We start from the raw sequence: 14434 nt of genomic DNA, 5'->3' as shown, positions 1-14434 counted from the left end.
GCCCCGGCCTGATCCCCCCGCAGGCATTCGAGAAGGGGTCGCACACGTTGAGAACTCCACATCGCGGCATCGCCGTCGCGGTCGTCGCGGCGGCGGTGCTGTGCCCCGCCGCGCCGTCCGTCCTGGCCTCCACCTCCGCCTCCACCTCCACTGCCGGGCCGGAAGTCTCCTGCACGGGGACGCTGTCGGCGCCCACGCGCGAAGCCGCCTTCGGCGAGGCGGCCACGGCGACGGGCGTGCCGGAACCGCTGCTGAAGGCCGTGGCGTACATGCTGTCCCGCTGGGACGACCACCAGGGCAGGCCGAGCGCCGACGGCGGCTACGGCGTGTTCGACCTGAGCGACCGGGCGCCCGAGGCAGGGGACGGCGCGGACAAGGGGCGCCCGGTCGGGGCCACGAGCCAGATCGCGGCGGCGTCCGGGCTGACCGGGCTCACGGCCGACGCGCTGCGCCGGGAGCCGAACGCCGGCATCTGCGGCGGCGCCGCGCTGCTGGCGTGCTACCACGACCGCGGCGACAGCGACGACGGCGGCGACCTGGGCTCCTGGCGGGACGCGGTGGCACGGTTCGGGGCGAGGAACGACTTCGTCCGGCAGGTCTACCAGACCCTCCGCACCGGTCAGAGCCGCGTCACCGCCGACGGCGGGCGGGTCACCCTCGCCGCCGACGACTCCGTCGCCCTGCCCGCCGCGCGGCTCGCCGCCGATGCCGGCGTCGACTGCCCGTCCGGCCTCGACTGCGAATGGCTGGAGGCGCCGTACGCCGCGGGTTCGGCCGGCGAGCCGGACGACACGACCGACTACGGCAACCACGACCTCGCCGACCGGACCGGGCCGGGCGGGCCCACGCTCGACTACATAGTCATCCACGACACCGAGGGCTACTACGACCCGTCGGTGCGGCTGGCCCAGGACCCGACGTACCTCGCGTGGAACTACACCATCCGGTCCTCCGACGGCCACATCGCCCAGCACCTCGACGCCGGGGACGTCGGCTGGCACGCCGGCAACTGGTACGTCAACATGCACTCCATCGGCATCGAACACGAGGGCTTCGCCGGGACCGCCGGCTGGTTCACCGAGTCGATGTACCAGACCTCGGCCACGCTGGTGAAACACCTCGCGCAGAAATACGGCATCCCCCTCGACCGGGCGCACGTCATCGGCCACGACCAGGTGCCCGGAACCGTCCTCGGCGCCACCAGGAGCATGCACTGGGACCCGGGCCCCTACTGGGACTGGGACCACTACTTCGAGCTGCTCGGCGCCCCCATCGGCGGCGACCTGAAGACCACCGCCGACGTCGCCCCGGGCGACGTCGTGGAGGTCCGCACCGGCTACCGGGACAACCCGCAGCCGGTGACCGGCTGCGCCGCCGCCTCCCCGCCCTCCCCCGACTGCGTCACCGGGGCCGGCACCAACTTCCTGCCCCTCTACCAGTCGCCGTCCGAGACGGCGCCCCTCGCCGCCGACCCCGGCTGGAAGCCCGGCTCCACCGCGGGCTCGACGTACGCGAGCGACATCAGCGCCCGCGTCGTCTCCGGCCACAAGCTCGTCGTCGCCCAGGTGCAGGGCGACTGGCTCGGCGTGTGGTGGGCCGGCTCCCTGGCCTGGCTGCACAACCCCGCCGACCATCCGGTCGTGGTCCGCACCCGGGCCAAGACCGTCACCGTGAAGGCCGGGGCGGCCGGCCCCGCCGCCGTCTACGGCCGGGCCTACCCCGAGTCGAGCGCCTACGCCGGCACCGGCATCCCCGTCCAGGCCCTGTCTCCGCTGGAGTACAAGATCCCGGCCGGCCAGACGTACGCCGTGAGCGACGACGACGTGGTCACCGACTACTACCGAGCCACCACATTCGACGGATCGGCCCCCGGCGACCGCACCGACCTCAAAGGACAGGACCGCTACTACCAACTCTGGTACGCCCACCGCCAGGTCTTCGTCCGCACGGCCGAGGTGGACCTCCACGACGCGCAGCGGTCGCCGGTGAGCACCACCACGCCGCCGACGATCAGCGGGCCCGCCAAGGTCGGCGGTGAGCTCAGCGCCTCCTCGGGGACCTGGTCGCGGCAGGTGGCAGGCTTCACCTACCAGTGGTACGCAGACGGTGCGAAGGTCCCGGGGGCCACCGAGCCGACGTACCGGCCGGGCGTCGCGGACCTCGGCAGGAGCGTGGTCGTCGAGGTGACCGTCGACGACCCGTACCTCACCGCCGCCTCCGCACGGTCGGCGGCGACCGCGCCGGTCGCGCCGGGAACGTTCACCTCGGCCCAGCCGCCCGCCGTGAGCGGGACACCGAAGATCGGCCGCACGCTGACGGCGTCCCCCGGCACGTGGACGCCGTCGCCCGAGAAGGTCACCTACCAGTGGCTGCGCGACGGCGTTGCGGTCACGGGCGCCACGGGCGGACCTATCACCTCACGGGCCACGACCGCGGCGCCCGCGTCGCCGTACGGGTGACCGTGCCGGCGAAGGCCTACGCGAAGGCCGTCGCCACCTCGGCGGCGACCCGGCCGGTCACCCCCTGATGGTGCGGCCCGCCGGGGAGGACTTTCCCTCCCCGGCGGGCGTCCACGTCCAGCCCGGCCAGGCGCACAGTGGCCGTCGGCTGGAGCACGTTCAGGGGCTTCCCCGCAGGCAGGTGGGACTGCGAATCGCCGCGCCGGCGCTTGCGGTGAGCGTCCTCGCACCGCCATAGATCACCGAAACAGACCGCTGCCAGGACGAAGACAGCGGGTCAAGGCCCTGGGTTGGTTGTGAGCGGCTCTGCGAGCGGCCCATACTGGAGGGAATGAAGCCAGCCAGCGGCGCGTCCCGCCGTCACCTGCCCACCAGTCCCTTCAAGCCCCCGCCCCCCGCCCCGCCTCTTGAGAAGTTCAGTGTGAACGACCAGGTCACCCACGACCGATACGGTCTCGGTGTGGTCCTGGAAGTAGAGGACGGGGTGGCGGTGCTCGTCGATTTCCGATCACAGCAGGAACGCATCACTGCCCCATTCAAGAAACTGCACAAACTCTGAGGCGGACGCCCCGTCGAGGAAGCGCCTCATGCGAGTACCGCTCCCTCGGCGGCACGTCGGCGGGCGTCCACGCGCAGGCGCCCTCCCCGGCCAGGGCCTTGATCTTCATCCGCCCTCGCTCGAAGCGCACATGCCGTCAGGCGCACACACATTTTTTTGGTACCGCGACCGCACCGACGCGCAAGACCGGCTACACCCTGATCCAGACCGGGCGCCGGCCGTCCGCAGGAGACGCCGTCGCGACTGCGGGCCGACCACCGGGGAATCGTCGATGAGACGTGTCCGCCTCGCGTGGCGGTCGCCGTCGGCACCAGGATGGCGCGGCGGCCGTCGGCCGTCGCGCCATGAGTGCGGTGTTTCCGGTGTGCAGGTCAGCTCGCGCTGACCGCGCCGCACTGTCACCCAAGCCGCACAGCAGCGTCCGGGCGTCGAGACGCGGCGCGTGAGCGTCGATCGTGAAACTTTCAGGGCTTTCCGTTCCACGCCCGCGCGGCCGGACGGATCGGGATGTCGCGGCGCCGGGCGAGCGCCGCGGAATATCTCCCGAGCAGCACAACGCGGCGCTGATCAATACAGGCGGGTCGCAGCCTCCCGCGCGGTAAGCCGATCCCGGACGAGACCCGGACGGCGCGGGTGAAGGCCTTCCCCACGAATTCGGGCCTTGACGGAGACGGGTCAGAAGCAAAAACTGAGCGCACCGATCCCCCGTGCACGACTGTGAGACGGCAGGCTCACAACTGCAATTGTTAACGCTAACACTCTCTCTCAGAGACACCCCCCACCAGGAAGGCACGGAAAGCCTCATGATTTTCCGATCAGGGCGTCTGAAGCGGGTGGCGCTGTCCGCGGGCGCGGCGATCACGCTCGCCGCGGGCCTGCTGGCCGGCCTCGCGGCACCGTCGGAGGCGGCCGGGCAGGGGCCGTGTGACATCTACGCGGCGGGCGGCACACCGTGCGTCGCGGCGCACAGCACGACCCGTGCGCTCTACGGCAACTACAACGGTCCGCTCTATCAGGTGCGCCGCACCTCGGACAACGCCACCCGCGACATCGGCGTGCTGAGCACGGGCGGGGTGGCCGACGCTTCCGCGCAGGACTCGTTCTGCTCCGGCACCACCTGCCTGATCACGATCATCTACGACCAGTCCGGCCGCAACAACCGGCTCACGCAGGCGCCTCCCGGCGGGTTCGCCGGCCCGGCCGCGGGCGGCTACGACAACCTCGCGGTCGCCACCGCGGCGCCGATCACGGTCGGTGGTCACAAGGCCTACGGCGTCTACGTGGCCCCCGGCACCGGCTACCGCAACAACAACACCAACGGCGTCGCCAAGGGCGACCAGCCGGAGGGCATGTACGCCATCTTCGACGGCACCCACTACAACGGCGGCTGCTGCTTCGACTACGGCAACGCCGAGACCAACAGCCGCGACAACGGCAACGGCACGATGGAGGCCATCTACTTCGGCAACATCAAGGTCTGGGGATACGGCGCCGGCAACGGCCCCTGGATCATGGCCGACCTGGAGAACGGCCTGTTCTCGGGCGTGAACCAGCACTACAACGCGGGCGACCCGAGCATCAGCCACCGGTTCCTGACCGCCATCATCAAGGGTGAGCCCAACCACTGGGCCATCCGCGGCGGCAACGCCCAGTCGGGCAGCCTGTCGACCTTCTACAACGGGGTACGGCCCAACGTCTCGGGCTACAACCCGATGAAAAAGGAAGGCGCCATCATCCTCGGCATCGGCGGTGACAACAGCGTGGGCGCCAGGGGCACCTTCTACGAGGGCGTGATGACTTCGGGCTATCCGACCGACGCCACCGAGAACGCGGTCCAGGCCAACATCGTCGCCGCCGGATACTCGACGTCGGGCACCGGCACCCCCGGTGGGACGCTCACCCCCGGCTCGTCGATCTCGCTGCGCGCGACGACGTCCGGCTACACCGACCGCTACATCCGACACTATGAAGACGACGCCATCACGTCGGTGATCACCTCGTCCAGCTCCACACTGGACAAGAACGACGCCACCTGGATCGTGCGCAGCGGCCTGGCCAGCAGTTCGTGCGTGTCGTTCGAGTCGCGGAACTACCCCGGCGACTTCCTGCGCCACCAGAACTACCAGCTCCACCGGCAGCCCAACGACGGCAGTTCACTGTTCGCCTCCGACGCCACCTTCTGCCCGCAGGCGGGGAAGAGCGGTCAGGGCACGTCGTTCGCCTCCTACAACTTCCCGACCCGGTTCATCCGCCATTACAACAACGTCGTCTACATCGCCAGCAACGGCGGCTCGAACGCCTTCGACAACGCCACCGCATGGAACGCCGACGTGAGCTGGGTCGTCTCCCAGCCCTGGGCATAGGCCCAACGGCGTGAGCGGAGCCGCCCCCGGACACCGGGGGCGGCTCCCGTCTTCTTGCGCGACTCTTCCGGGCGACCGACCGCGGGACAGGGTCAGATTAGTCGCAAGGATGAGACCTTTATCCGGGCCTCGCCTACCTTTCACCAGTTAACTCGCGAAGTTTGCTTCTAGTGAAGCTATCTTTCGCTAGGACTGGAGGTTAGTGTCTGCATTCAAGACCGGACACCTGTGACATATAGCTCATCCCCCCGTTCACTCCGTCCCCCCATCACACGCCGAGGTGAACCTTTGTCTGTGCTGCCCTTGTCTCGTCGAAGCGCTCGACGAGACCAGTCCCCCGCGAGTGCGGTCGGGCCCGCCCCGAACGGGGCCGCGCCCCACGTGTTCACAGTGACCGCATCAAGGAGGACCAATTGAGATTGCGACAGCGAAGGTCACGTCCCAGGCTGAGTCGCAAGGGTAGAGGTGTCGCGGGCCTGGTGCTGGGTGCGCTTGTCTCGGTCTCGTTCGCGGCGACGCCCTCGCACGCCGCCGAGGAGAACCTCAACGAGGGGCTGGTGCACCACTTCGTCCTCAACGAGACGAGTGGGACGACGCTGGTCAACTCGGGCAGCGCGGGCTCGGCGGCGAACGCCACGCTCGTGAATCCGGAGAAGGCCACCTTGACCGGGGATGGAGTCAGGTTCAACCCCGACTCCTACGAGAGCGCCCTCACCGGTGCGTACGTGGCGCTGCCGAACGACATCACCGCCGGCATGTCGAACCTCACCGTCGACTATGACGTGTGGATCGACCCGGCGAACGTCGGCGAGCACCAGATGTGGGGCTTCGGCGCGAAGTCCGGCTCGTGCGACGCCGACACCGGCGCCCAGGGCTCCATCTTCGCGTCGAACACCCAGCGGTTCCGCATCGCGGTGGGTTCGGCGAACCTCCAGCAGAACCGGGTCCGCATGCCCGAGGCGGCGTGGACGCACGTCACCTACACCCAGTCGCAGAACGCGAACGGCACGAGCTGGACCGGCAGGCTTTACCTCGACGGCGTGCTGCACGCGACGTCGACGAACCTGACCACGGCGCCGTCGGTGAACGCCGCGGGGACCAACTGCAACTTCCTCGCTCGCTCCCAGACGTCGGGCAACTACTCATTCCGCGGAACGATCCGGGACTTCCGGGTCTACGACCGGGCGGTGAGCCTCGACGAGACGCTCGCCCTGGCGGGAAAGACCGTCTCCACCGGCGTTCACGCCGACGCCGACGCCATCGACCTCGGCCTGACCAGTGCGATCGTCCGTGACATCGTTCTGCCCAAGGTGGGCTCCGTGGCGGGCTCGGCCATCACGTGGACGAGTTCGGACCCGTCGGTCGTCGAGGTCTCCACCCCGCCGGCCCTCCCCAGCGCACGCAAGGTCGCGGTGACCGGCAGGATCACCCGGCCCGCGAAGGGGCAGCCCGACGCGACGGCCACGCTCACGGCGACGGTCCGCAAGGGCGCCCAGGAGGTCACCACACGGGAGATCCCCATCGTGGTGAAGGCCGAGTTCGACGACGCGCAGGCGGTCGGCCGTGACACGTTCGACCTGAGCCTGCACGCCATCGACGACGTACGCGGAAACATCGACCTCCCTGCCACCGGCGAGTTCGGATCCACGATCAGCTGGAAGTCGACCAGCGACCTCGTCACTCCGACGGGCAAGGTGACCCGCCCGGCCTTCGGCCGCGCGAATGTCGAGGCCGTCCTGACGGCGACCATCACCAAGGGTTCGGCCTCGCAGACGAAGTCGTTCCCGGTGACCATCACCGCCATGCCCCGTTCCGAGGAGTACGAGCGGTACTTCATGGGGTACTTCAAGGGCGAGGGAATCGCCGACGGCGAGCAGATCATGTTCGCGACGTCCAACGGGAACACCGCTCTGGACTGGACCGGTCTGACCGGAGGCCGGCCGTCGCTCATCTCCCAGCTGGGCGACCAGGGCCTTCGTGACCCGCACATCGTCCGCTCCCCGGACGGCGACACGTTCTACATGATCGCCACCGACCTGAACTGGTACGACCAGGGCGGATACGCCATCAACGACACCCAGTACATCGAGGTGTTCGAGTCGCACGACCTCGTGCACTGGACTCCTCAGCGGCACGTGAAAGTCGCGCCCGACAACGCGGGCAACGCCTTCGCACCCGAGTCGCTGTGGGTCGAGGAGATCGGCGCCTACGCCGTCTTCTGGGCACAGTCGATGTGGAACGACCCCGTGAACCGCACCGGTCAGGGGAACGCGCAGATGTGGTACGCCACGACGCGCGACTTCCAGACGTTCTCCGGTCCCAAGGTCTGGCAGAACCCGGCCCCTCTGTCGCGGATCGACACGACCGCGATCCGGGTCGGTGACAACTACTACCGCGTGACCAAGAACGAGGCCGGCAACCAGGGCTCGGACATCTTCTCGGAGAAGCACACCGACTTCCTCGACAGCAACATCAACAACTGGACGTTGGTCGCTCCGGCTCTGGGGCGCACGACGTGGGTCGCCAACCAGGGGTACGAGGGGCCGATCATCTTCAAGGCCAACCCCGGTGACACCTCCTGCCCCGGCCAGTTCTACCTCTGGGGTGACCGGTACACCAACGGTGGTGGATACCAGGCCGCGTGCCACGACAACATCGAGGCTCCGACCTGGAACGCCAAGGCGATCACGATGACCAACGCGGGCGTCGTCCGTCCGCGTCACGGCACCGTGATCCCGATCACCGTCCGCGAGTGGAACGACATCCGCGGGATCCCGAACAGCGACGTCACGACCACCACCGAGGTGGCCGTCGCGCCGTACGCGAGCGGGGCCCAGACGACCACGGCCACCGCCACCGTCAAGGCGGCCGACGGGTTCGAGACCGGCGGTCAGGTGCGGTTCAGCATCGGCTCGTGGTCGAAGCTCGCCCACCTGGACGACGGCGTGGCCACGGTCACGCTGCCCGCGGATCTGCCCGCGGGCGCCCGGACGGTCAAGGCCGAGTACCTCGGCTTCGACTACCTGGGGGCGTCGGAGGGCACGGCGTCGTTCCAGGTGCCCTCCGGCCCGAACGCCGTCAAGGTGAAGGCGAAAACGGCGCCGGCGTCGGTTGTCCGCGGCGACACGTTCAAGCTGGACGTGACCGTCGGGCCGGCGGGCGGGCAGAAGAAGAGCGCTCCGACCCCGACCGGCGAGGTCACCGTCAGCTTCGGCGGCACCGTGCAGGTCGTGCCCCTGGCGGACGGCGAGGCCGTCGTCACACTGCGGACCGCCGATCTGCAGCCCGGGGGGTACACGGTCCACGTCGCCTACTCCGGCAACCCGACCTACCAGCCCCACGCCGCCGACTACCAGAAGTTGAGGGTGCGGTAGCCGGCAGGTGACGAGCGGCCTGGGCGGGCCGGCGAGCTCCTCGCCGGCCCGCCCGGTTGTCGTGGGGCAGATCCTGGAGCCCGGCGAGCCCGGCGAGCCCGCCGATGGCCACCTCGCCCACCCTGTACGCACCCGCCCCGTCCGCACCCGCCCCGTCCGCACCCACCCCGTCCGCGACGCCCGTGCGGCACATGCCTGAGCCGCGGCCGCCCGACCTCCTGCGCGACGCCGTAGCCGGGTATGCGCTGGACAGCCTCGCGACACTCATTATGGATTTGCCTAAACGTGTTAGGCAAATCCATAATGAGTCCAGGCGGAGCGGGGAGAGGGTTATGGCGCGAGCGGGACTGACCACGGAACGTCTGATCAGGGCGGGGGCGGAGCTGGCCGACGAGGTCGGCTTCGACCAGGTGACTATCTCGGCGCTGGCCCGGCGGTTCGGCGTCAAGGTCGCGAGTCTCTACTCCCATCTGAAGAGCTCCCAGGACCTGAAGACCGCGATCGCCCTGTTCGCGCTGGAGGAACTCGCCGACCGGGTCGCGGACGCGCTGGCCGGGCGCGCCGGCAAGGACGCCCTGGCCGCCTTCGCGGACGCCTATCGCGGCTACGCCCGGGAGCATCCCGGCCGCTACGACGCCGCCCGGCTCAGGCTCGACCCCGAGACGGCGGCCGCCAGCGCCGGAGTCAGGCACGCGCAGATGACGCGGGCCATCCTGCGCGGCTACGACATCGCCGAGCCGGACCAGACGCACGCGGTCCGGATGCTGGGCAGCGTGTTCCACGGCTACGTCAGCCTGGAGATGAGCGGAGGCTTCAGCCACACCGCCGTCGACCCGGAGGAATCCTGGTCCTGGATCGTGGACTCCCTCGACGCCATGCTGCGCGACCGGACGACGCCGTGACCACCCGTGACCACCAGGGGCCGTGACCACCAGGGGCCGCACCGACGCGGCGCAACACCCGGAAATCCCGATCAACAGGCTGAGGCGATGAGTGTCGAACACGACTGGATCACCACACCCGTCACCCCGGACATCGTGCGCGGCGCCCTCGACGTGGAACGCACGGCGCACGGCCTGCTGCCGCACCGGCTGCCCGCCTGGGCCCGCCGGCAGATCCCCGACGGGCAACTGGCCATGGCCGAGGCCCAGCCGTCCGGCGTACGCCTGGCGTTCCGGACCCGGGCCACCACCATCGAACTCGACACGCTGCCCACCAAGAGGGCCTACCGGGGTCTTCCCGCCCCGGCGGACGGTGTGTACGACCTGCTCGTCGACGGCCGCCTCACGGCCCAGGCCACGGTGACCGGCGGCAACGTCCGCCTGATCGACCTGGCCTCCCAGGCCGCCGAGCTGCGCGAAGGGCCTCCCGGCACCGCCCGGTTCGCCGATCTCCCCGCGCGTGACAAGAACGTCGAGATCTGGCTGCCGCATACGGAGATCACCGAGCTGATCGCCCTGCGCACCGACACCCCGATCGAGCCGGCGCCGGACGGCGGACCCCGGGTGTGGCTGCACCACGGCAGTTCCATCAGCCACGGCTCGAACGCCGCCCACCCGACCGCCATCTGGCCGGCCCTGGCCGCCGCCCTGGGCGGAGTGGAGCTGATCAATCTGGGGTTCGGCGGCAGCGCGCTACTCGACCCGTTCACCGCCCGCGCGATGCGGGACACCCCCGCCGACCTGATCAGCGTCAAGATCGGCATCAACATCGTCAACGGCGACGTGATGCGCCTGCGTGCCTTCACCCCCGCGGTCCACGGCTTCCTCGACACCATTCGCGAGGGGCATCCGGCCACGCCGCTGCTGGTCGTGTCCTCCATCCTGTGCCCGGTCCAGGAGGACACCCCCGGCCCGCTCGCGCCCCGCTTCGACGGCGGGACCGTGCGATTCACGGCCACGGGCGATCCCGCCGAGCGCGCCGCCGGGCGTCTGACCCTCAACGTCATCCGCGACGAACTCGCCCGGATCGTGCGACAGCGGGCGGCCGACGACCCGAACCTGCACTACCTCGACGGTCGCGACCTCTACGGCGAGGCGGACTACGCGGAACTGCCGCTGCCCGACGAGGTGCACCCCGGCCCCGAGGGACATCGCCGCATCGGCGAGAACTTCGCCCGCCTCGTGTTCGGCGCCGGTGGCCCGTTCGCCGTCACCACGGGGTGAGAGCCCTGATGTGCCGTGCGGGAAATGTGCTGTTACGGTAGGCCGCGGTGTTCCGGGAAGTCGGGTCGGCGGACGTGGTTCCGGTGCCCACACGGAGGTTCTCGGTGGTATCGCAGACGCCCCGCCCGTTAGACGACGAACGCGAGCTCCCCGCCTGGCACGGCCACCTGCGCGAACGCACAGGGGGCCGCGACGACGGAGAGAAGCCTGCATGAGGCTGTTTTGGGCCATGGTGGCGCGTTTCCACCAGCCGGCGCAGGTCATCACGACAGTGTTCGGGGTGACGGTCCTCCTGGGAACCGCCCTGCTGTCCAGTCCGCTCGCCACGACCTCGGGCAAGCCCGCGACCTGGATCACCGCCCTGTTCACCGCGACGTCGGCGGTGTGCGTGAACGGGCTGACCGTCGTCGACACGGCCACGCACTGGTCGGTGTTCGGCGAGGTGGTCATCGCCGTCCTCATCCAGGTGGGCGGCCTCGGCATCATGACCCTGGCGACCGTCTTCACCCTGCTCGTCTCCCGCAGGCTGGGCCTGCGGGCCCGGTTGTCCGCGCAGGCCGAGACCAGGGTGCTCAACGGCAGCGACCTGCGGCGCGTGGTGGGCAAGGTCGTGCTCTTCAACCTGCTCTGCGAGGCCGTCGTGGGAACCGTTCTCACGCTCAGGTTCGTGCTCGGATACGGCGAGCCCGTCGGGCGAGGGCTGTATCTGGGCCTGTTCCACGCGGTCTCGTCGTTCAACAACGCCGGTTTCGCGCTGTGGCCCGACAGCCTGGTCCGGTTCGCCGCCGATCCGTGGGTCTGCCTGACCGTCGCGACGGCGGTGATCGTGGGCGGGCTCGGCTACCCCGTGGTGTTCGAGCTGCGCCGTTCCTGGCGCCGCCCCGGCCGCTGGTCGCTGCTCACCCGCATCACGCTCACGGTCACCACCGTCCTGCTGGCGAGCGGCACTCTGCTGTTCCTCCTCACAGAGTGGACCAACCCCCGCACGCTCGGGCCGATGGACGAGCAGGGCAAGCTGCTCACCGCGTTCTTCACCGCCGTCATGCCACGCAGCGCCGGGTTCAACAGCATCGACATCACGCAGATGCACCCCTCCAGCTGGCTCGTCACCGAGCTGCTGATGTTCGTCGGCGGCGGCAGCGCGGGCACCGCCGGCGGGATCAAGGTCACCACGCTGGGCCTGCTCACGTTCATCGTCTGGGCGGAGCTGCGCGGCGAGAGCCGGGTGAACATCGGCCACCGCCGCCTCACCGAGGCGGCGCAGCGGCAGGCGGTCTCGCTGACCGTGCTGAGCGTGGCCCTGGTCGCGCTGTTCAGCTACACCCTGCTGGTTCTGACGCCGCACTCCCCGGACCGGGTGCTCTTCGAGGTCGTCTCCGCCTTCGGCACGACCGGGCTGTCCGTCGGCGTCGCCTCCACCGTCTCCCCCGCCGCGCAGATGCTGCTCACGCTGCTGATGTTCGTCGGCCGGATCGGCCCGCTCACGCTGGGCTCCGCCCTGGCGCTCAAGGAGCGCACCCGCCGCTACGAATTACCGGAAGAGGACGTCATCGTTGGCTGACATGAGAAACGACCCCGTGGCCGTGATCGGTCTGGGCCGCTTCGGCACCGCGCTCGCCCTGGAGCTGGTGCGGCGCGGCACCGAGGTGCTCGCCATCGACCATCGCCCCAAGGTGGTGCAGAGCCTCGCGGGACAGATCACGCACATCGCCACCGCCGACGCCACCGACCCCGAGGCGTTGCGCCAGCTCGGCCTGCCGGACTTCTACCGCGCGGTGTGCGCCATCGGCAACGACCTCGAGGCCAGCATCCTCACCTCGTCGCTGCTGGTGGAGATGGAGATCGACGACATCTGGGCCAAGGCCGTCAGCCGGCAGCACGGCCGTATCCTCAGCCGGATCGGCGTCCAGCACGTGGTCTTCCCCGAGCACGACATGGGTGAGCGCGTGGCCCACCTGGTGAGCGGGCGGATGCTCGACTACATGGAGGTCGACGAGAACTTCGCCCTGGTCAAGACCCTTCCGCCCAAGGAGTACGTCGGAGTCCCCCTCGGCGAGTCGAGCCTGCGCCGAAAGTGCGGGGTGACGGTGGTGGCGGTCAAGCGGCCGGGCGAGGAGTTCACCTACGCCACCGCCGAGACCGAGCTCGGCTATGGCGACGTCATCATCGTGTCGGGCCGTACGGACCAGGTCGAGCGCTTCGCGGAGCTGCCGTGACGGCGTGGGCGGGAGCCAGATGTCCGGCTTTACCGGCAACCGCCTCACGTATTCGAGTAACGTCACTACTGATAGTGATCGGGAGGGACGTGCCCAACTTGACCGGCCCGCCCGACATGGCATCCGCGGCGGGCAAGGGGGAGTGCCCCGTTCACTACGCGGGAAGGAGTAAAGCCATCAAAGGAATCATGTGCTGACGGTGGGGGCCGGCTATGGAGTCGCGATGAGTTCCCAGAGCGTCCTGCGTGCGTTGCCGTTCATCGCGATTCTCCTGGTCGTCGTGGTCGACCTGATCACCGGACCCCGTGTGGGCTTCCTGGCGCTCCTCACGCTGGGCCCGGCCTTCGCCTCGGTGACGGGCAGCGTGCGCCGCACGGCCCTGGTGGGGGTGCTGGCCCTCGCCATCTGCGTCCCCCTCGCCGTGTACGACGGCCTGCTCGGCCGGACGAGCAACTACCTCACTCTCGCCGCGATCGTCGGCGTCACCGCCGCGAGCATGCTGGCCAGCAGACTGCGCAACCGGCGCGAGCGCGAGCTGGCCAATGTCCGCCTCGTCGCCGAGGCGGCCCAGAGGGTGCTCCTGCGCCCGGTCCCCCGCCGCGCGAGCGACCTGCGGATCGCGCTCTCCTACACCTCCGCCGCCGCGGAGGCCCAGATCGGCGGCGACCTCTACGAGGTGGTGACCACCCCGGAGGGCGTACGGATTCTCATCGGCGACGTGCAGGGCAAGGGCCTGGAGGCGGTCGAAACTGCGGCGTGGGTGCTCGGCGCGTTCCGTGAGGCCGCCTACGACCAGTCCGAACTCGCCGGTGTGGTCGAGCGCGTGGAGACCAGTCTGGCCCGGCACCTGAGCGGCGAGAAGTTCGTCACCGCCATACTCGCGGAGGTGCATGAGGGGGAGATCTCCCTGCTCAACTGCGGCCACCCCGCCCCTCTCGTGCTGCGGCGCGACGGCGGCGTCCACTTCGCGGAGCCGCAGGAGGAGGCCCTCCCGCTCGGGCTCGGCGCGCTCGGGTCGCCACGGCCCAAGCCCCACCGGGTGCCGTTCGAGGAGGGTGACCAAATCCTCTTCTACACCGACGGCGTGATCGAGTGCCGCGACCGTCAGGGCCGCTTCTATCCGCTCGCGGAGCGGGCGCATCTCCTGCGGAGCGACGATCCGCAGGCGGCCCTCGACGAACTACGCGCCGACATGCTGCGCCACGCCGGCGGCCCCTTCCCCGACGACGCCGCCATGCTCCTGCTGCGCCGTCATCCCGGATGAGTCGGCGCTCCGGACGAGCCGTCCGGGCATGTCG

General features: G+C 69.9%; 11 protein-coding genes. 10 read left to right on the top strand and 1 reads right to left on the bottom strand.

Features of this window, described 5'->3' with window-relative positions; genetic code table 11:
• Positions 1 to 47: 47 nt before the first annotated feature.
• Positions 48 to 2459 (top strand): N-acetylmuramoyl-L-alanine amidase, encoded by a 2412-nt coding sequence (locus tag FLX07_RS29180; protein ID WP_142574895.1) that lies wholly within the window; start codon positions 48 to 50, stop codon positions 2457 to 2459.
• Between the two features lie 16 nt (positions 2460 to 2475).
• Here FLX07_RS29180 and FLX07_RS36715 read toward each other — a convergent pair whose 3' ends face one another.
• Entirely contained in the window at positions 2476 to 2616 is a 141-nt protein-coding gene (locus tag FLX07_RS36715; protein WP_167748432.1) for a hypothetical protein, read from the bottom strand.
• A 174-nt stretch (positions 2617 to 2790) separates the two neighbouring features.
• Here FLX07_RS36715 and FLX07_RS29175 point away from each other — a divergent pair, with 174 nt between their 5' ends.
• From FLX07_RS29175 to FLX07_RS29135, 9 genes are all read left to right on the top strand, one after another.
• Positions 2791 to 3018: a hypothetical protein gene (locus tag FLX07_RS29175; RefSeq protein WP_142574894.1), complete on the top strand. Its 228-nt coding sequence runs from the start codon at positions 2791 to 2793 to the stop codon at positions 3016 to 3018.
• A gap of 803 nt (positions 3019 to 3821) precedes the next feature.
• Positions 3822 to 5381, top strand: a complete 1560-nt coding sequence (locus tag FLX07_RS29170) for an alpha-L-arabinofuranosidase B (protein WP_142574893.1) — start codon at positions 3822 to 3824, stop codon at positions 5379 to 5381.
• 479 nt (positions 5382 to 5860) lie between these two features.
• Positions 5861 to 8755, top strand: coding sequence for an immunoglobulin-like domain-containing protein (locus tag FLX07_RS29165; protein WP_142574892.1), 2895 nt, complete (start codon positions 5861 to 5863; stop codon positions 8753 to 8755).
• Between the two features lie 7 nt (positions 8756 to 8762).
• A complete protein-coding gene (locus FLX07_RS29160) occupies positions 8763 to 8954 on the top strand; it encodes a hypothetical protein (protein WP_142574891.1) in 192 nt (63 codons plus the stop codon).
• Positions 8955 to 9087: 133 nt separating this feature from the next.
• Positions 9088 to 9657 (top strand): TetR/AcrR family transcriptional regulator, encoded by a 570-nt coding sequence (locus tag FLX07_RS29155; RefSeq protein ID WP_142574890.1) that lies wholly within the window; start codon positions 9088 to 9090, stop codon positions 9655 to 9657.
• Positions 9658 to 9744: 87 nt separating this feature from the next.
• A complete protein-coding gene (locus tag FLX07_RS29150; protein WP_142574889.1) occupies positions 9745 to 10920 on the top strand; it encodes a GDSL-type esterase/lipase family protein in 1176 nt (391 codons plus the stop codon).
• Positions 10921 to 11131: 211 nt separating this feature from the next.
• The gene (locus tag FLX07_RS29145; protein ID WP_142574888.1) at positions 11132 to 12481 is read left to right on the top strand and encodes a TrkH family potassium uptake protein; all 1350 of its coding nucleotides are present in this window, start codon (positions 11132 to 11134) and stop codon (positions 12479 to 12481) included.
• Between the two features lies 1 nt (position 12482).
• Positions 12483 to 13136, top strand: coding sequence for a potassium channel family protein (locus tag FLX07_RS29140; protein ID WP_189104911.1), 654 nt, complete (start codon positions 12483 to 12485; stop codon positions 13134 to 13136).
• Positions 13137 to 13359: 223 nt separating this feature from the next.
• Positions 13360 to 14400 (top strand): PP2C family protein-serine/threonine phosphatase, encoded by a 1041-nt coding sequence (locus FLX07_RS29135; RefSeq protein ID WP_142574887.1) that lies wholly within the window; start codon positions 13360 to 13362, stop codon positions 14398 to 14400.
• The last annotated feature ends 34 nt before the right edge of the window (positions 14401 to 14434 follow it).

Source organism: Microbispora bryophytorum (genome assembly GCF_006874465.1).
Taxonomy (GTDB): Bacteria; Actinomycetota; Actinomycetes; order Streptosporangiales; family Streptosporangiaceae; genus Microbispora; species Microbispora bryophytorum.
This window is presented reverse-complemented; position numbering and strand designations above follow the sequence as displayed.